The organism is Nocardia amamiensis NBRC 102102 (assembly GCF_001612745.1).
In the GTDB taxonomy this organism is placed as follows: domain Bacteria; phylum Actinomycetota; class Actinomycetes; order Mycobacteriales; family Mycobacteriaceae; genus Nocardia; species Nocardia amamiensis.
This window is the reverse complement of sequence record NZ_BDBA01000173.1, coordinates 1-16,352: the sequence shown is the minus strand read 5'-3', so window position 1 is coordinate 16,352 and position 16,352 is coordinate 1. Positions and strand designations below refer to the sequence as shown.

Here is a 16,352-nt window from a genome sequence, read left to right as displayed (position 1 = left end):
CCTGGGTGGCGGCCACCCATTGCTGTCGGATCAGGGACGCATCCTGGCGACTATGCTCGCCGACACCTCCGGCCACCACGACACGCTCTGCGGCCCCACCGCCGCGGCCCGCGCCCAACTGCGGCTGGCAGGGGCCAAACATGGACTCGAACCACGGGACATCGGGCCGACCGTCTCATTCTTCCGTGGCGTCCGGGTGGAGCCGGACGGAACACTCACCGCCACCGGCAGCGCCGCCCGGGGCGCTTCGGTGGATCTGCTCGTGCACCTTCCGGTCACCATGCTCGTCGCCAACGCCACACACCCGCTCGACGAGCGGCCCGCGTCGGATCTCGACATCGTGGCGTGGGCCGCCCCGGCAGACCTCGCCGCGCCCGGCAACGACGACCCGGAATACCAACGGGCCGTGCAGAACACCGAACAGGCATGCACGGCCGCACTGACGCTGGAGACAACCGCATGACCACGGCTCGCACCATCGTGCTCGACGAGACCGTTCCCGCACGCTCCCCCTGGTCCGCCGTGGTCCGCGCGGGCGATCATTGGGAGATCATCGATCTGCACGGCAATCAGGCGGTGGACTGCCTGCTGTACTCGGCGGCCGACCACACCGAGCGCTACAGCGCGCAGGCCACGGTCGCCGCGCAGCGCAACATCTTCCTCACCACCGGCAGTGTGCTACGCACCGACGCGGGAGCGGTGCTGATGACCGTCGTAGCCGACGAGGTCGGCAATCACGACACCATCGCGGGCGCCTGCTCACAGGAGTCCAACACGCTGCGCTACGGCCTCCACACCCGGCACCAGCACGCTTGTGTGGAGAACTTCCTCGCCGAGGGGTTGCGCTGGGGACTCGGCAAACGAGACCTCGTGTCGAACATCAACTGGTTCATGAATGTGCCGGTCGAGGCCGACGGCACGCTGGGGATCGTGGACGGTCTGTCCGCACCGGGCAAGCGGGTCACCCTGCGCGCCGAGATCGACACGCTGGTGCTGGTCTCGAACTGTCCGCAGATCAACAACCCCTGCAACGGCTTCGATCCGACTCCGGTGCGCATGGTGGTGTCGCGATGAGTGTCGCCCAACTTCCGGTGGGCACCGTTTCCGGCGTCGCGGAACCGAACACGGTGGCGGTCGTTCGTGCCGGAATGCTGACCACCGTGCAGGACTGGCCCGGCCGGGTCGGGTACTGGCATATCGGTGTCCCGCCGTCGGGACCGATGGACGACCTGTCGTTCCGGCTGGGCAATCGCGCGCTCGGCAACGACGAGGGCGCCGCCGGTCTGGAATGCACCCTCGGCGGTCCCGCACTCCGGTTCACCGCGGCGACCTGGGTATGCGTCACCGGCGCACCGACCGACGTGGCCGTGGACGGCATCCGTGTGCCGCAGTGGCGCACCGTACGGGTGCCCGCGGGAGGCGTGCTGGACGTGGGCGCCGTGCGCGGGCCGGGCATGCGCTGCTACGTGCTGCTCGCGGGCGGCATCGACCTGGCCGAATACCTCGGCAGCGCCGCCACGTTCACGCTCGGCCGGTTCGGGGGCAGCACCGGCGGGGCGCTGCGTGCCGGTGAATCGCTTCCGTTGGGGGCGCACCACGGCCGGGTCGTCGCGGCTGTCCCGATGGACGACCAACCCGTGCTGACCCGCCGTTGGGAACTCGCGGTCACCGAAGGACCGCACGGCGCACCGGACTTCTTCACCCGCGCCGACTTCGACACCGTGGTCGGGACCGATTACGAGGTGCACTTCAATTCCGATCGCACCGGCGTCCGGCTGATCGGCCCGAAGCCGGAATGGGCTCGCACCGATGGCGGCGAAGCGGGGCTGCACCCGTCGAATATCCACGACACGCCGTATTCGGTGGGCGCGCTGGATTTCACCGGCGACACGCCCATCCTGCTCGGCCCCGACGGACCGAGCCTGGGCGGTTTCGTCTGCCCGGTGACCGTCGTGGCGGCCGACCGCTGGAAGCTCGGCCAGCTGTCCCCCGGCGACACCGTGCGTTTCGTGCTCGTCCGCGGCGACCGCGCCGCCTCGATCCGGGAACTGGGCATCGCGCGCCGTGCCGCGTGGCCGACTGTGCTGTCGACGGGCGGCGACGGTGACGACGGCGTGCTGCGCCGCGCCGACGTGGACGACGAGACCGCCGTGACCTACCGCCGCGCGGGCGACGACGGCGTACTCGTGGAATACGGTGCCATGACCTTGGATCTGGGCCTGCGTGCCCGCGTGCACGCCCTGCACCAGCACCTGCTCGCGGCTCACCCGCGTGGGGTAACCGAACTGACGCCCGGCATCCGCTCGTTGCAGATCCGGGTGGATCCGCACGTACTGCCGGTGCCAGCGCTGCTCGACCTGCTCGCCGAGGCCGAGGCGCGGCTCCCCGCTTCCGGCCGGCTCGTGGTGCCGAGCCGCGTCGTCCATCTGCCGCTGTCCTGGGACGACCCGTGCACGCGCGAGGCCATCACCCGCTACATGCACGGGGTACGCTCCGATGCACCCTGGTGTCCGTGGAACATCGAGTTCATTCGTCGCATGAACGGCTTGGACACCGTCTCCGATGTCTACGACACTGTGTTCGGGGCCGAGTATCTGGTGCTCGGGCTGGGCGATGTCTACCTCGGCGCGCCGGTGGCCACCCCCACCGATCCGCGGCACCGGCTGGTCACCACGAAGTACAACCCGGCCCGTACCTGGACCCCGGAGAACGCGGTCGGCATCGGCGGCGCCTACCTGTGCGTTTACGGCATGGAAGGACCGGGCGGCTACCAGTTCGTCGGGCGTACCACCCAAGTGTGGAATCACCGCGCCATGGCGACCCCCGCGCTGCCGCCGGGCGCCGATCGGGCCGCCTCCGGCGCTGAAACCCCCTGGTTGTTGCGGTATTTCGACCGTATCAGGTGGTACCCGGTGGAGGCGGAAGAACTCCTCGACCTGCGCGCCGACTTCGCCGCGGGCAAGGTCAGGGTGCGGGCTGAAAACGGAGAATTCCGCCTGGCGGATTACCGAAAGTTCCTCGCCGACAATGCCGAATCCATCGATGTCTTCCGCGCGAGGCAAGCGGAAGCCTTCACCGCCGAACGCAACTCTTGGCGATCGGCGGGCGAGCTCTCCGTCTAGCGGGCTTTCTCCTCACCAGCCGAAAAGCTCTGCCGCGATTATCGATTCGTCGTCCCACGCGCTTTCGATCTCGTCGCGCTCCCGGTCGGGCAGCTCGGGCGACCACCCGCAGCGCCGCCAGAATTCCTCGCGATGATCCTGGGAAAGGGGTCTCGGTTCGCACATGGCGATCGCTCCTGAGCGCCAACGGTCCTGCTCCCCTGATTGTGGGCCTGTTCCGGCGACGACATGCCGGAACAGGCCAACGGTTTTCAGCGCAGGTCGCGGAAGAACTCGCGAATGTCCGCGGTGAGCAGGACGGGTTCCTCCATCGCGGCGAAGTGGCCGCCGCGGTCGACGTCGTTCCAGCGCGTGATGGTGTTCTCGGTTTCGGCGTAGCGGCGGATACCGATGTCGTGGGCGAAGACCAAGGCCGCTGTGGGCACGCCGGAGTTCTGCTGCTGTTCGCCCCATGGGGCGTCCTGGGCGTAGCCGACGTAAGCCGCCGAACCCGCTGTGCCGGTGAGCCAGTAGAGCATCACGTTGGTCAGCAAGCGATCCCGGTCGATGATCTTGTCCGGGTCGACGCCACGGGGATGCGTCCACTCCCGGAACTTGTCCATGATCCAGGCGAGTTGTGCCACCGGGGAATCCACCAGCCCGTAGGCCAGGGTCTGCGGCCGGGTGGACTGGATGGCGATGTAACCGAACTCCTCCTGCATGAACGCCTCGATGCGCCGGATGCGATCGCGTTCCAGATCGGTCAAGCTCGCCAGCTCGTCCTCCGCGAGCGGCAGCGGCGGCATCGGACCGGGCCCGCCGTTGACGTGCACGCCCACCACCCGGCTGGGCGCCGTGCGGCCGACCTGCGGACTCACCGCAGCACCGATGTCACCGCCCTGCACGCCGTAGCGCTCGCAACCGAGCCTGCGCATGAGCTCATCCCATGCCGCGGCGATCCGATCGATGGTCCAGCCCGCCTCGGCGACCGGTCCGGAGAACCCGAATCCCGGCAGCGAAGGAATCACCAGGTGGAAGGCGTCGGCCGGATTGTCCCCGTGCGCTCGCGGATCGGTCAAAGGCCCGATCACGTCCAGGAATTCGACCACCGAGCCCGGCCAGCCGTGCGTCATCAGCAGGGGCAGCGCGTCGGCTTCGGGCGAACGGACGTGCAGAAAGTGGATGGTTTGCCCGTCGATCTCCGTCGTGTACTGCGGGTATGCGTTGAGCTGCTGTTCGGCTGCCCGCCAGTCGTATTCGGCGCGCCAGTAGTCGACCAGCTCGCGCAGCCAGGCAGTCGGCGTCCCGGTGTCCCAGCCGTCGCCCGGCAGCGGGGCGGGCCAGCGCGTGGCGTCGAGGCGGGAGCGCAGATCGTCGAGCTGCTGCTGCGGAATGTCGATGCGGAACGGGTGGATGTCGTTGCTCATGCCTACGACGATATGACCCGCCTAGGACAGCTTCCGCCCTAGCATTCAGGCAGACTTTCCCCATGTTGGAAACCTCGGCAAGACTGCTGCGGCTGCTGTCGCTCCTCCAGACCCCGCGCGACTGGACCGGCGCCGACCTGGCCGAACGGCTCGACGTAGACGTGCGCACCGTCCGCCGCGATATCGACAAGCTGCGCAACCTCGGTTACCCGGTGGACGCTACGCCCGGAGTGGCCGGGTATCGGCTCGGCGCGGGCGCGAAGCTGCCGCCCCTGCTGCTGGAGGACGACGAGGCGGTAGCCGTGGCCCTCGGCCTGCGCACCGCGGCGGGCGGCACCATCGCAGGCATCGAGGACAGTTCGCTGCGCGCCCTCGCCAAACTCGAGCAGGTGCTGCCGTCGCGGCTGCGCCACCGCGTCGGCATGCTCCAGGCGGCCACGATCACGGTGCCCGCGGGCGGCCCCACCGTCGACCCCGACACCCTCACCGCCGTCGCGGGCGCCATCCGCGACAACCACCGTCTGCGCTTCGACTACCGCGGTCACGACGGCGTCGCGTCGCTGCGCACCACCGAGCCGCACCGGCTGGCCCACACCGGCCGCCGCTGGTACCTGGTCGGATGGGACGTCGACCGCGCCGACTGGCGTACCTATCGCGTCGACCGCATGCAGCCCCGCATCCCCACCGGCCCCCGCTTCACGCCGCGCGAGGCACCCGACGCCGACCTGTCCGGGTACCTCTCCCGCGGCGTCACGACCGCGCCGTACGCCTACGCGGCCCGCATCACCCTGGGCGTGCCCGCCGAAGTCGCCGCCGAACGCGTCCCTCCGACCATCGGAGTGATCGAGGCGCTGGACACCGAAAGCTGTTCACTCCGCACCGGAGCCAACTCGCTCGACGAGTTGGCGATCTACGTCGCCACCTTCGGCTTCCCGTTCCGGGTGCACGAACCCCCCGAACTCATCGCGCACATCCGCGAGCTCGCCGCGCGTCTGGGCGCGGCGGTCGGCTGACCCGGCTCAGGCCGGAACGGCGGCGACGGCTTCGATCTCGCAGACGGCTCCTGGCACCGCGAAACCCGAGACCTGCGCGACGGTGATCGCGGGCGGGTTCGGGCGACGACCCCACACCTCGCCGAACGCCGCGAATCCGTCCTGCAGCGACTCGCCCTCGCGGATGAGGATCGTCCACTTCACCACGTGTTCGATCGAGGCGCCCGCGGCGGCGAGGCAGGTCTGCAAGTTGGCCAGGGCTTGGCGCGCCTGCGCGGCGACGTCGGGGCCGACGACTCGGCCGGAGGCGTCCACCCCGTTCTGCCCGCCCACGTAGATCGTGTCCGCCGCGGCCGACACCCGTACGACCTGCGTGAAGGCCGGGTTGCTGTGCATCGTTTCGGGATTGATGTGCGTGGTGATCGTCATGACAGCACTGTAACCAGTTAAACTGGTGTCATGCAATCCCGCGCCAGCCTGCCCCCCGATCTGCGCCGCCGTTTCCGCACCGGTCGGCCCGCGCTCGACCTCGTGCACACCGGAGGCGATGGCGCGCTCGCGGTGTGGGAGATCGTGCACACCGCAGCGGACCTGGTCCGGTGGCTGGCGGTGATCCTCGACCTGGACGAGCTCGACGCCGACGAGTCCGACCTGCCCACCATGCGGAGGCTGCGCACCGCCATCACCAATGCGGCCTACGGTGCTGCCAGCGGAGAACAGTTGTCGCCCAACGACATCGCGGCGATCAATGCCGTCGCTGCCTTGCCTCCGCTGATCCCGGAACTTCGAGCGGACGCCACCCGCGGCTATGCCGACCCGACCGCGGCCGCAGCCCTGTCCACGCTTGCGCGCGACGCCATCGACCTGTTCACCAGCCCGCTGGCCGCGCGTATCCGCGTCTGCGCGGCCGAAGACTGCGGTCTGCTGTTCGTGGACGCGTCGCGCCCCGGCCGTCGCCGCTGGTGCTCGATGGACCGCTGCGGCAACCTGAGCAAGGTCCGCCGCTACCGCGACCAGGACCGATCCGAGTGATCCCACCGGAGCGAGCGGGTGCCACTCGACGCTCACAGCCGGTCGGCGGCGCCCGCGTGCAACTCGACGCTCACAGCCGGTCGACAAGACCCGAGTGCAACTCGACGCTCACAGCCGGTCGACAGGACCCGAGTGCAACTCGACGCTCACAGCCGGTCGGCAGGACCCGAGTGCTGCTAGACGCTCACAGCCGGTCGGCGGCGGTGAGCGCCTTGACGAGACACGTTCCAGCCCAAGTGCGTCCGGTGCAGCGCCACGCCATGTCACACCTCCATGCTCGCGCCCCGGCGTCTTGGTAGCCAGGCAAACTCCGCGGCCGAGCCCATGAACTCGCCCAAAAGCCGGTTCACACAACGATGACCGTCTTGCCTCGAGCATGCCCACCGGCGACGTGGCCGACCGCCGCAGCGGCCTCGGCGAGCGGGAAGCGCCGTTCGATCACGGGGCGTAGCTTGCCCTCGGCGGCGAGGCCGGCCAGGAACTCCAGGTCCACCCGGCGCGGGCGCATCAGCAAGGGGCGCATCGTCTGACTGACCACCAAGTCGGTCAGCACCACTTTGGCGACCCACACCACGGGCCCGAGCCAGTTCCCGCCGGGCGCGCCCGCCGACGAGACGAAGACGCCCTGCGGAGCCAGCACCCGCCTGCACGCGGTGAGCGATCGGTTGCCGACCAGGTCGAGCAGCACGTCGTAGCGATGCTCGTCGCGGGTGAAATCGGTGGTGGTGTAATCGATCACCCGGTCGGCCCCGAGCGCCCGCAGCGATTCGACGTGACGTGTGCTGCACACGGCCGTCACCTCCGCGTCCAGCGCCTTCGCGATCTGCACCGCACTGGTGCCGACGCCGCCCGAAGCGCCATTGATCAGCACCGTGTGCCCGGCATGTAATCCGCCGACGTCGCGCAGGCCCTGAAGCGCGGTCATTCCCGAATCCGGTAGCGCCGCAGCCTCTTCCACAGTCAGGTTGGTGGGAGCGTGCGCGAGTCGTTCGACGGGCACGCTGACGTATTCGGCGAACGCCCCAGCATCCACCGCACCGAAAACGACGTCCCCACCTGCGAATCCGGTGACCTCCGCACCGATGTCGACCACCTCACCGGCTAGGTCGTGCCCGATGATCCGGTACTTGGGCCGCCGCAGGCCGAAACCGAGCCGGATCGCGTAGGGCTTGCCGGTGAGCAAATGCACGTCGCCACTGCATACCGCCGCAGCGCGCACGCGCACCAACACCTCGCCGTCGCCCGCGACGGGCCGTGGCACCACCTCCGTCCGGAGGACTTCGCTGGAGCCATATCGCGGCGCGGCGATCGCGGTCATGGTGGCGTTGTCGATGGTGGACGGCTGACCCTCCGACATGGCGATCCTCGTTTCGCGGATTACTTACAGTGTAAGTACGACACCGTGGACGGTACGCTTACACCGTAAGTACGTCAAGAGAAGGAACCATGCCCCCAACCGGCGCGGCCCGCCCGCCGCTGACCAGGGACGCGGTGTTGCGTGCCGCCGTCCGGCTCGCCGACGAGCACGGTCTTGCCGCGCTGTCCATGCGGAAGCTGGCGCAGACGCTCGGCGTCGAGGCGATGTCGCTGTACAACCACGTGGCGAACAAAGACGACCTGCTCGACGGCATCGCGGATCTAGTGGTCGCGGAGATGGCGCCGCCCGAGATCGGAGGCGACTGGAAGGCCGCCCTGCACGCCCGCTCCACCTCCGCGCGCGAGGTGCTGCTGCGTCATCCGTGGGCCACCGGACTGATCGGCACCAGGATCAACGTCGGCCCCGCCATGCTGCGCTACATCGATGCCACGGTGGGATGCCTTCGGGCGGCTGGTTTCTCACTTCCGCAGGCTGACCGCGCGTGGAATGCGTTGGACAGCCACCTCTACGGTTTCACCTTGCAGGAGCTGAACTTCCCGCTCGATCCGTCCGAATACGCCTCCGCCGCAGAGGGATTTCTGCCGCGCATCCCTGCCGACCGATATCCCCACATGAACGCACTGGCCCGGCTGGTGATCGATGGGAAGCACACGGGGATCGCCGATTTCGCATTCGGCCTCGACCTGATCCTCGACGGCTTGGAGCGACTGCTCGCCGAGTCCGCGGACTGAACGATCACGTCACGCCGAACGTGGCCTCCGGATTCGACGCGTCCCGAACGATCCGTAGCGCCTCGACCAATGCCTCCAGCTGTGCGGGCGTCAGCAATCCGACGAGCCAGCGCTCTACGGCGGCGAGATAGTCCGGCAACACCTGCGCGAGCCGTGTCGCGCCCGCCTCGGTGAGCACTGCATAGGCGCTGCGCCGATCCTCTGGATCCAACTCGCGTTCGACCAGACCGGCAGCCCCCAGCCGATCGACCAATCGGGTGACCCCGCTGGTGGACAGCGAAGTCTGCACCGCCAGCTCGGACATGCGCAACCGCCGGCCTGGCGAACGGCTCAACCGCATCAGCGCGTTCAAGGCCAATCCGGACAACCCGTGCGCCATCCAGACCGGTTCCAGCTTGGCCACCACGCCGGCGTGCGCCTCGAACAACAGGCCCATGACGGTCAGGCGCGGATCGTCGAACAGGTCGGTCACGTCCATGCGGGCCAGCCTACCCGAAATACTTGCCATGCGGATAGTTGACGAGAGGAATAAACCAGTGTAGAAATATGCAGGCGCATTAATCCTCATGGCAACTACTGGAGGCTCTCATGTCACCGAACACCTGGCTCGCTGGATTCCGCTCCGCGGTGATCAGCCCGGACGAGGAGATCAAACTCGCGGAGTCGCGCGCGTTCACCGATCAGACCGTGCGCCAAGTGCTGCGCCTGGCGGGCGGAGGTGCGCAAGTGCGAATCAGGCTGACCAACCGCTACGGGAAGGCGCCGCTGGTCATCGGGGCTGCTCGCGTCGCGATACGCAACTCCGGCAGCGAGATCGTCGCCGAGACGGATACGGCGCTGCGGTTCGACGGCGCGGAGCAGGTGGTGATTCCGGCCGGTGCCGACGTGGTCAGCGATCCGGTCGAACTGACCGTGTCGGCGGGCGCGGACCTGGCGTTGAGCCTGTACCTACCCGGTCCAACCGGTCTTGCGACCTTCTCCCAGCAGCCCGGCGAAATCACCTACGTCGCAGCCGGAAACGCGGCATCGGACGCCGTGCTCTCCGCCGCCGAGGAGGTGCCGACGCGGTTCTACGTCGTCGGCGTCGACGTTCTCGCGACCGCGGGCACGCCGGTGGCTGTCGCCTTCGGCGACTCCTGGTTCGAAGGCTTCGGCACCACGATCGGCGCCAACCACCGCTCGGTGGACTTCCTCAACGCGCGGCTGGACCAGGGCTGGGCGGTCAACCAGGGAATTTCCGGAAATCGGCTGCTGACCCAGGACATCGGCGAGCCGGGCCTGGAGCGCTTCGACCGTGACGCGCTCACGGTGCCCGGCGTGACGAGCGTCCTGGTGAACTTCGGCATCAACGACCTCATTCTCGGCGGCATGGCGGGCCAGCCGCCCGCTACGGCCGACGAACTGATCGCGGGCCTCACCGCCCTCGCGCACCGCGCCCATGCGGCCGGTCTCACCATTCACGCCGCGACGATCGGCCCTTACGCCGGTTGCATCTACGAGGGGGTGACCGTCACCGAGACGCTGCCCACCCGCCGCCGCGTGAACGAATGGCTGGGCGGTACCGATGTTTTCGACTCGGTGTTCGACGTGGCGCGGGCGGTCGAAGACCCGGAACGACCCGATTTCATCCGCCCCGAATTCGACAGCGGCGACGGCATGCACCTCAATGACGTGGGCGCTCGCGCGATGGCCGAGACGATCGACGTCGCAGTGCTTTTCGGTTAGGGACGCAGGCCACGCAGGACGATCTCGAGACCGCCCCGGAATTCGTCATCGGCCGACATGTCCTTGGCCTGGCCTGCGGTCTGCGCCAGATGCGGATAGTCCGCAGGGGACAGTTGGGCCATCGCGATCGTCCCCCGCCCCGGCAGCGGCGCGTAGTGCTTGTTCTGTAGGTAGCCGATCAGGAAGGCGACCAGCGTGCGCTGGGCGATCATGCGGGCGCGTCCGGTGAAACCGCCCTCGGTGAGTACGGCGAGCATCGCTTCCATCACGCGCAGCGATTCGACCGAGGATTGCCGATGCCGCAGCACCAGCGGCACGGCCGCGGGATGGGCCGCGAATCCGGCTCGGATGTGGTCGAGCAGCAGCGCCGCGCGCGCCTTCCAGTCGGTACCGGCGGGCAGCGTCGTGTCGATCGTGGCGAACACCTGATCCGCCACCAGCACTTCGAGTTCGTCGCGGTCGCGGACGTAGCGGTACAGCGCCATGGTTGCCACGCCGAGTTCCTTGGCCACCGCGCGCATGGTGAGCGCGGGCAAGCCGTCGCGGTCGAGCACGGCCAGGGCCGCCGAGGCCAGATCGGCGGTGGTCAGCGAGCGAGGACGTGGCACGGGTTGAGCAAGGAACGCATCAACTGGCTTTGTCAGTGCCTGTCGATAGAATGTTCGAGTGCAGCTGCGCTACAACTTCCGCCTCTATCCGACCGTGGGTCAGCAGCGGGAGTTGGCGAAGGCGTTCGGTTGTGCGCGGGTGGTGTTCAACGATGGCCTGCGGTTGCGGCAGCGGGCCCGCGAGGCGGGTTTGCCGTACATCAAGGATTCGGCGCTGCAAACCCTGGTGATCACCGAGCCGAAGAGAACCCCAAAGCGGGCGTGGCTGGCCGAGGTGTCAAGTGTCGTGCTGGTGCAGGCGTTGGGCGATCTGCACACCGCCTACCGGAATTTCTTTCAGTCGGCCACCGGGAAACGCAGAGGCCCGAAGGTCGCCCCGCCGAGATTTCGGTCTCGCAAGGACAATCGGCAGTCGATCAGGTTGACGCGCAACGGGTTCAGGCTGCGCCCGAATGGGAAGTTGTACGTGGCGAAGGTCGGCGAGCTCAAGGTTCGCTGGTCGCGGGAGTTGCCGTCGGACTCCTCGTCGGTGACGATCGTCAAGGACGCGACTGGACGGTATTTCGCGTCGTTTGTTGTCGAGACGACCGGCGAAATGTTGCCGCCGGTCGAGTCCGAGGTAGGCATCGACCTAGGGTTGTCGACGTTCGCGGTCTTGTCGGACGGGAAGCGGATCGAGTCGCCGAGGTTTCTGCGGCAGGCCGAACGCAGGCTCCGCAAGGCGCAACAGTCGTTGTCCCGCAAGGAAAAAGGTTCCAAGAATCGGGCGAAGGCTCGCGTCGAGGTCGCCAAGACTCATGCGAAAGTCTCCGATAGACGCCGGGATTGGGCGCACAAGAACTCGACACGGATCATCCGCGACAACCAAGCGGTGTTCGTCGAGCACCTGTGCGTCAAGGGTCTGGCCCGCACCCGGTTGGCGAAGTCGGTTCACGACGCCAGCTGGAGCATATTCACCAGGATGCTGGAGGAGAAAGCCGGGCGGTACGGCCGTGTCTTCGGCAAGATCGACCGGTTCTTCCCCTCATCCCAGCTGTGCTCGGAATGCGGACGGGTCGACGGCCCCAAACCGCTACACATCCGCGAATGGACTTGCCCGTGTGGCGCGGTGCACGACCGGGATCTGAATGCCGCGAAGAATATCTTGGCCGCAGGGCATGCGGACAAGTCAAACGCCTGCGGAGGGACCGTAAGCCCTTCCACCTGATGGGAGGCGAGTCCCTGTGAAACAGGAACCCACCGAGACGTCGCGCAGCGGCGTGGTAGGAATCCCGGCCGTTCACGGCCGGGAGGAAGTCAAAGCGTACAAGCTACGCGCGGACCGAAAACGCGTCCTCACCGAACGCATCTGCGCGACCTGACCACCGAATCCGGTGCTCCGGACTCGGTGCTGGCGAAAGCCCGCGAGCTGCCCATGTTTCTGGTGCGCACCCCGACGCGTGGGCGACCGGCGGGCCGAACCAGGTCACCGCGCCGCGCTACCTGGCGCGACTCACCGTCCCCGGAGCATGGGCCAACAACGGCGACTTCGGCGGCCACGTGATCCCTTTGATCACCAAGGCCATCGCCGAGTCCGAGACCGAGCAGCACCGACTGACCCGCGACCCGCACTGCGTGGTGCAGATCGTCGGCCTGCGGGAACACAACCTCGGCACATTCGGCCGGACGCTCGCCGTCACCGAGATCACCAAACTGATGACCGAGGAGTACCGCACCTCCGGCGACCACGCCGACGCCCCCGAGGGCTACGCCATCGACCCGATCTGCGGCATGACCGTCGAACTGTCCACGGCCCGCTTCACCCTCACCTACGACGGCACCGACTACGCCTTCTGTGCCCCGGTCTGCCGCAAGGTCTTCGCCGAGGAACACGCGGTGCCTCTCTGAGGTGTGTCAGCGAAAGCTGTCCACAACGATCAGGGCAACAGCGAGCCGGGATCGATCGTGAATTCGAAAGGACTGCGCAGGGTGACCGCATTATTAGCGGGCACCCTGTGCGTCAGCTCGTAGGTGCGCTCGGCCCCGAGTTCGTGAGCGAACAGAACCGGCACAGATTCACCAGACAGCTGATCTTCGAACGGATGGGGCTCCAACCGCCAGTAGTTCGGGATACCGGCCGCCGCATACAGCGCAGGTTTGACGATACGGTCTTGCAGTGTCGTAGAACTGGACAGCACCTCCACCACGAGCTCTACCTGACGTGCAGGAATCCCCCTGGCGTCCAAATCGATCGAGTCTGTCATCACCATGAGATCGGGAATCGGCTCGTCGTCACCGATGAGCACACCGACACCTGCCAGCACGAGTCGATTCGGTGGCAACACCGCGTCCAGGGCACGCCCTAGCGATCCGATCAGCCACTGATGCCGAGGCGTCGGCACGGCACTGATCACGAGCTGACCATTCAACACTTCATAGCGGAGCCCGTCTTCGGGCATGCGGTCGAGGTCAGCAGCCGTCCAACGTTCCTTGCGGGGTATTTCGCGTCGGTTCATGTCCAACCACGCCTTCACGTCGGTATCGACCACGGAGTCGCTGATGAAGCCTGCTAATAGCTTTCCCTCAGATGCCGCTCCACCGACTCGACCTTCGATGTGATCGCGTTTGTCGAACCAGGACGAACATCGCCCTTGAGCACGATGCTGCATCGAGGCGCTACTTCCATGACGGCGTCTATCGCTTGCTTGATCACCGTCATGACCTCATCCCATTCACCTTCGATCGTGGTGAACAGCGCATTGGTCTCATTCGGTAACCCACTGGCGCGTACTACGCGCACCGCTTCAGCCACTGCGGCACCGACACTTTCGCCTGCACCTACCGGAGTGACCGAGAAGGCGATAATCACTATGACTCCCACGTAGTCTTCAAAATGTCGGTGATGTCAAGCCGCAACTCGAGCACACCTGGCAAGTTCTCGACACGGCGTTCTCCCGTTGCTTGGTAGATCTTGTCCAGCTCGTTCAATACCCGCGACGATGTTGTGCCACGGGAATTTTCGGCAGCCTTGACGCCAAGCACCAGGCCTTCGTCCACGTCGCCGTGTCGGAGCTGCAGCGCTGCAAGGCGGGTCAGACCGAGTTGTCGCGAACGGGCATGCTCGTCGGAAAGGTCCAGAGTACGGCGCAAACGCTCGACCGCGTTGTCCACCATGATATTTCGCTGATGTGCGAGATCGAACAACCCATGCGCCACGTCGCTGTTCAGCAGCTGCCTCGAATAGTACGACTCGAAATTCTCATATGCGGTGTCCGGGTGGTCCTGGTCGGCAGCTTCCGCAAAGCATTGCTCGGCTTGCCGAACTGATCGGATGCATTCGACATCGTTGCCCAACCGCCCGAACGCACGGGCCTGCACAGCGGCAATGTCGGCTCGGCGCAGTAGTGAAATACGATCCGAGCGCATGGAGGCAAGGCCGAGCATGGTCAGCGCTTCATCGGCATTGCCCAGGTAAACTGCCTGGCGCGCCATGCAGGTCAGAATTGCAGCGCGCAGCCACCATTCACCAGCCTGTTCCGCGTATCGCCAGCCCGCATGAAAGTGTGCTCGAGCCGGACCGTGCTGTCCACGGTCGTAATACGCCCACCCGACGACCCGGAAAAACGTTCCAACCGCCGATTGCATGGCAATGCGGACATGCGCGGGCATGTCCGCGCGGAGAATCGCGACGGCTGTATGCAGTTGGGCGGCCATGCCAGCACCGATCCGCAGGCCTGCATCGTCAGCAGCGCGGAACAATCCGGCCCAAGCTCGTATCTGGTCGACGTGATCCATGCCGACCTTGGTCGGGATGGGCGGCTCGATGGGCACAGTTGCCGCAGCACCCAGACTGTCCGCGACGGCCGCGGCAGGGATTGCAAGCAATCCGCGCAGAAACTCGTTGCGGTTCACGCCGTCCTCAACTTCCTGCACCGCCGCGTCCGGCACGCGAAGATCGCCACTACCTTCGACTGCGATGATAGGACGATCCCCCGACTCTGCGCCGGAGCCGAGCGAGAACCCGGAATCGGCCAACGCAGCCTGAAACCGCGCCAACTGACCCTCGTCCAACCTTCCGAGCACCGTGTCCATGCCAGCGGCGAACTCACCGGACAGCGTTATCGTCGCGCCACGACGTTCCCACTTGCTCACTACTGCCTCGGAGAATCCGGTCATGTCGGCGAACTTCGACTGGCTGACACGCAGTGCGTCTCTACGCAAGGCACGTACCCCGACGCCGGTCCACCTCGTCACCACGATCATCACGCCCCCGTCCTCGTCTGTGGTTCCCGTACACGCAGCGTAAGGGCTCTGTACCTGCCTCGTGAGTGCAACGACAGCGCCGATCACGCGACGCTGACGATCAGCCCCACCGCCGGGTCGATGCCGAGTTCCTCATCAGCTCCCCGGCGGTGGGTGCCCACCAATGACGAGCAGGGAAGGCCGACGCATGGCAACTGGGAACTCCGATACTCACGCCCTCGACGACACTCCATTGACTCGATGCCGGTTCTACCGGCAAGTCTTCGGGCTCGCGGCAGTGGTGCAGCCAGAAGTCGGCGGACGAATCATCGTGCCGACAGGTAGCGTCGGCGCGATCACCATGCCCGCGCAGCTCGGCGCGATCGTGAAGAACCACATGCTCAACCGCAACGTGAGACTCGGCCCGATCGTCTCGCACCCGCGGTCGAAACGCTGGTCGTTCCTGGCCCGGCCGGACGTGCCCAGCAATGAGAAGCTGCTTGCCGAGCTGTTCCGGCTCAACGTCTCGGTGTCGCCCTTCGGTGCTCAGATCGCACTACCCTCGCCCACCTCCGGGCCGATCAGTTTCCGAACCTGGGTGCATGCGCCCCGCGACTCCTTCCGCCCATCGGGAATGGCTGTTATCGCTGTGGTTCGCGAGTGCATTGGATCGACGGCCCATGAGTAACAACGCATCGCCACGACCCGACGAGGACGATGTACACCTGTCGGTCCAATTCCACGATGTGCGCCTTGATTTCGCCGCCTGTGTGACCGCCGCGTCCACGTTCGTCCAGGACTGGCGCGCAAACCACTACCACGATGCGGTGACCGTCCTACCCGGCAACACCGCTGGCCTGCCGCGATTGCCGAACGAGCGGCTCTATCTCGAACCATGAACTGTCCGGCTCAACGCAACAGCCCGCCGGTGAAGAGCACTCTGCACTCTGACCGGCGGGCTCCGGGTCGTACCCCTATTCCGCGATCACGACAGTGATTTCGTCGTCGCCAGAGTCGGTCGGCTCGCCTGGTGCGGTGAACCAGTGGGTGACCTCGGCTTCGGTGAGGTCGGCTTCCTGGTCGCCGGTCGGGAGGACCGACAACGCGCCCGCGGTGGCGGAGGCCAGGAATTCCAGG

Annotated in this window: 21 protein-coding genes; 12 read left to right on the top strand and 9 right to left on the bottom strand. The window is 66.8% G+C overall.

Going from position 1 to position 16,352, the window contains the following annotated elements:
• The 3 genes from NA4_RS27775 to NA4_RS27765 all read left to right on the top strand — a co-directional run.
• Positions 1–463: DUF1989 domain-containing protein (locus NA4_RS27775; RefSeq protein ID WP_157129348.1), on the top strand; the 463-nt coding region annotated here is incomplete at its 5' end.
• Complete coding sequence (locus NA4_RS27770) at positions 460–1,074, top strand: urea amidolyase associated protein UAAP2 (RefSeq protein WP_067476387.1); 615 nt, start codon at positions 460–462, stop codon at positions 1,072–1,074. The genes NA4_RS27775 and NA4_RS27770, both read left to right, overlap by 4 nt.
• Positions 1,075–1,148: 74 nt before the next feature.
• Positions 1,149–3,122: a 5-oxoprolinase/urea amidolyase family protein gene (locus NA4_RS27765; RefSeq protein ID WP_067476398.1), complete on the top strand. Its 1,974-nt coding sequence runs from the start codon at positions 1,149–1,151 to the stop codon at positions 3,120–3,122.
• Positions 3,123–3,134: 12 nt separating this feature from the next.
• On the opposite strand, the gene NA4_RS41630 is transcribed toward NA4_RS27765, so the two are convergent.
• Together NA4_RS41630 and NA4_RS27760 are read right to left on the bottom strand one after the other, a co-directional pair.
• Positions 3,135–3,287: a hypothetical protein gene (locus NA4_RS41630; RefSeq protein ID WP_169811134.1), complete on the bottom strand. Its 153-nt coding sequence runs from the start codon at positions 3,285–3,287 to the stop codon at positions 3,135–3,137.
• 86 nt (positions 3,288–3,373) lie between these two features.
• Complete coding sequence (locus NA4_RS27760) at positions 3,374–4,528, bottom strand: epoxide hydrolase family protein (protein ID WP_067476384.1); 1,155 nt, start codon at positions 4,526–4,528, stop codon at positions 3,374–3,376.
• Positions 4,529–4,590: 62 nt separating this feature from the next.
• Between NA4_RS27760 and NA4_RS27755 the strand changes: the two genes are divergently transcribed.
• Entirely contained in the window at positions 4,591–5,541 is a 951-nt protein-coding gene (locus NA4_RS27755) for a helix-turn-helix transcriptional regulator (protein WP_067476381.1), read from the top strand.
• A 6-nt stretch (positions 5,542–5,547) separates the two neighbouring features.
• Here the strand turns inward: NA4_RS27755 and NA4_RS27750 are convergent, their stop codons facing one another.
• Positions 5,548–5,949 carry a RidA family protein gene (locus NA4_RS27750; RefSeq protein ID WP_067476378.1) on the bottom strand — a complete coding sequence of 134 codons (402 nt, stop codon included), beginning with the start codon at positions 5,947–5,949 and terminating at the stop codon, positions 5,548–5,550.
• A gap of 30 nt (positions 5,950–5,979) precedes the next feature.
• Here NA4_RS27750 and NA4_RS27745 point away from each other — a divergent pair, with 30 nt between their 5' ends.
• The gene (locus NA4_RS27745; RefSeq protein WP_084497490.1) at positions 5,980–6,552 is read left to right on the top strand and encodes a CGNR zinc finger domain-containing protein; all 573 of its coding nucleotides are present in this window, start codon (positions 5,980–5,982) and stop codon (positions 6,550–6,552) included.
• A gap of 346 nt (positions 6,553–6,898) precedes the next feature.
• Here the strand turns inward: NA4_RS27745 and NA4_RS27740 are convergent, their stop codons facing one another.
• Positions 6,899–7,909 carry an NAD(P)-dependent alcohol dehydrogenase gene (locus NA4_RS27740; protein WP_084497489.1) on the bottom strand — a complete coding sequence of 337 codons (1,011 nt, stop codon included), beginning with the start codon at positions 7,907–7,909 and terminating at the stop codon, positions 6,899–6,901.
• An 89-nt stretch (positions 7,910–7,998) separates the two neighbouring features.
• Between NA4_RS27740 and NA4_RS27735 the strand changes: the two genes are divergently transcribed.
• Positions 7,999–8,661, top strand: coding sequence for a TetR/AcrR family transcriptional regulator C-terminal domain-containing protein (locus NA4_RS27735; protein WP_084497488.1), 663 nt, complete (start codon positions 7,999–8,001; stop codon positions 8,659–8,661).
• Between the two features lie 4 nt (positions 8,662–8,665).
• Here the strand turns inward: NA4_RS27735 and NA4_RS27730 are convergent, their stop codons facing one another.
• Complete coding sequence (locus NA4_RS27730; RefSeq protein ID WP_067476376.1) at positions 8,666–9,139, bottom strand: MarR family winged helix-turn-helix transcriptional regulator; 474 nt, start codon at positions 9,137–9,139, stop codon at positions 8,666–8,668.
• 110 nt (positions 9,140–9,249) lie between these two features.
• Here NA4_RS27730 and NA4_RS27725 point away from each other — a divergent pair, with 110 nt between their 5' ends.
• Entirely contained in the window at positions 9,250–10,386 is a 1,137-nt protein-coding gene (locus tag NA4_RS27725) for a GDSL-type esterase/lipase family protein (RefSeq protein ID WP_067476361.1), read from the top strand.
• Here the strand turns inward: NA4_RS27725 and NA4_RS27720 are convergent.
• A complete protein-coding gene (locus NA4_RS27720; protein WP_067476358.1) occupies positions 10,383–10,994 on the bottom strand; it encodes a TetR/AcrR family transcriptional regulator in 612 nt (203 codons plus the stop codon). The genes NA4_RS27725 and NA4_RS27720 overlap by 4 nt on opposite strands.
• A gap of 58 nt (positions 10,995–11,052) precedes the next feature.
• Between NA4_RS27720 and NA4_RS27715 the strand changes: the two genes are divergently transcribed.
• From NA4_RS27715 to NA4_RS27710, 3 genes are all read left to right on the top strand, one after another.
• Complete coding sequence (locus NA4_RS27715) at positions 11,053–12,201, top strand: RNA-guided endonuclease InsQ/TnpB family protein (RefSeq protein ID WP_067476356.1); 1,149 nt, start codon at positions 11,053–11,055, stop codon at positions 12,199–12,201.
• A gap of 16 nt (positions 12,202–12,217) precedes the next feature.
• Entirely contained in the window at positions 12,218–12,355 is a 138-nt protein-coding gene (locus NA4_RS40820) for a hypothetical protein (protein WP_157129347.1), read from the top strand.
• A 178-nt stretch (positions 12,356–12,533) separates the two neighbouring features.
• Positions 12,534–12,881 (top strand): YHS domain-containing protein, encoded by a 348-nt coding sequence (locus tag NA4_RS27710; protein WP_067476354.1) that lies wholly within the window; start codon positions 12,534–12,536, stop codon positions 12,879–12,881.
• Between the two features lie 29 nt (positions 12,882–12,910).
• On the opposite strand, the gene NA4_RS27705 is transcribed toward NA4_RS27710, so the two are convergent.
• Genes NA4_RS27705 through NA4_RS27695 form a run of 3 tightly spaced genes read right to left on the bottom strand, consistent with a single transcriptional unit; the run spans position 12,911 to position 15,236 of the window.
• Positions 12,911–13,522 carry a Uma2 family endonuclease gene (locus NA4_RS27705; RefSeq protein WP_245671619.1) on the bottom strand — a complete coding sequence of 204 codons (612 nt, stop codon included), beginning with the start codon at positions 13,520–13,522 and terminating at the stop codon, positions 12,911–12,913.
• Positions 13,523–13,542: 20 nt separating this feature from the next.
• A complete protein-coding gene (locus NA4_RS27700; protein ID WP_067476343.1) occupies positions 13,543–13,842 on the bottom strand; it encodes an MTH1187 family thiamine-binding protein in 300 nt (99 codons plus the stop codon).
• Positions 13,842–15,236, bottom strand: a complete 1,395-nt coding sequence (locus NA4_RS27695; RefSeq protein WP_507763403.1) for an NsdA family TPR-like regulatory protein — start codon at positions 15,234–15,236, stop codon at positions 13,842–13,844. Before NA4_RS27695 ends, NA4_RS27700 begins: the two co-directional genes overlap by 1 nt.
• 187 nt (positions 15,237–15,423) lie before the next feature.
• On the opposite strand from NA4_RS27695, the gene NA4_RS27690 reads away from it, so the two are divergent.
• On the top strand, positions 15,424–15,903 hold the full coding sequence (locus NA4_RS27690; protein ID WP_067476338.1) for a hypothetical protein: 480 nt from the start codon (positions 15,424–15,426) through the stop codon (positions 15,901–15,903).
• Positions 15,896–16,114, top strand: coding sequence for a hypothetical protein (locus NA4_RS27685; protein ID WP_067476335.1), 219 nt, complete (start codon positions 15,896–15,898; stop codon positions 16,112–16,114). The genes NA4_RS27690 and NA4_RS27685 overlap by 8 nt, the downstream gene beginning before the upstream one ends.
• Positions 16,115–16,352: the final 238 nt, after the last annotated feature.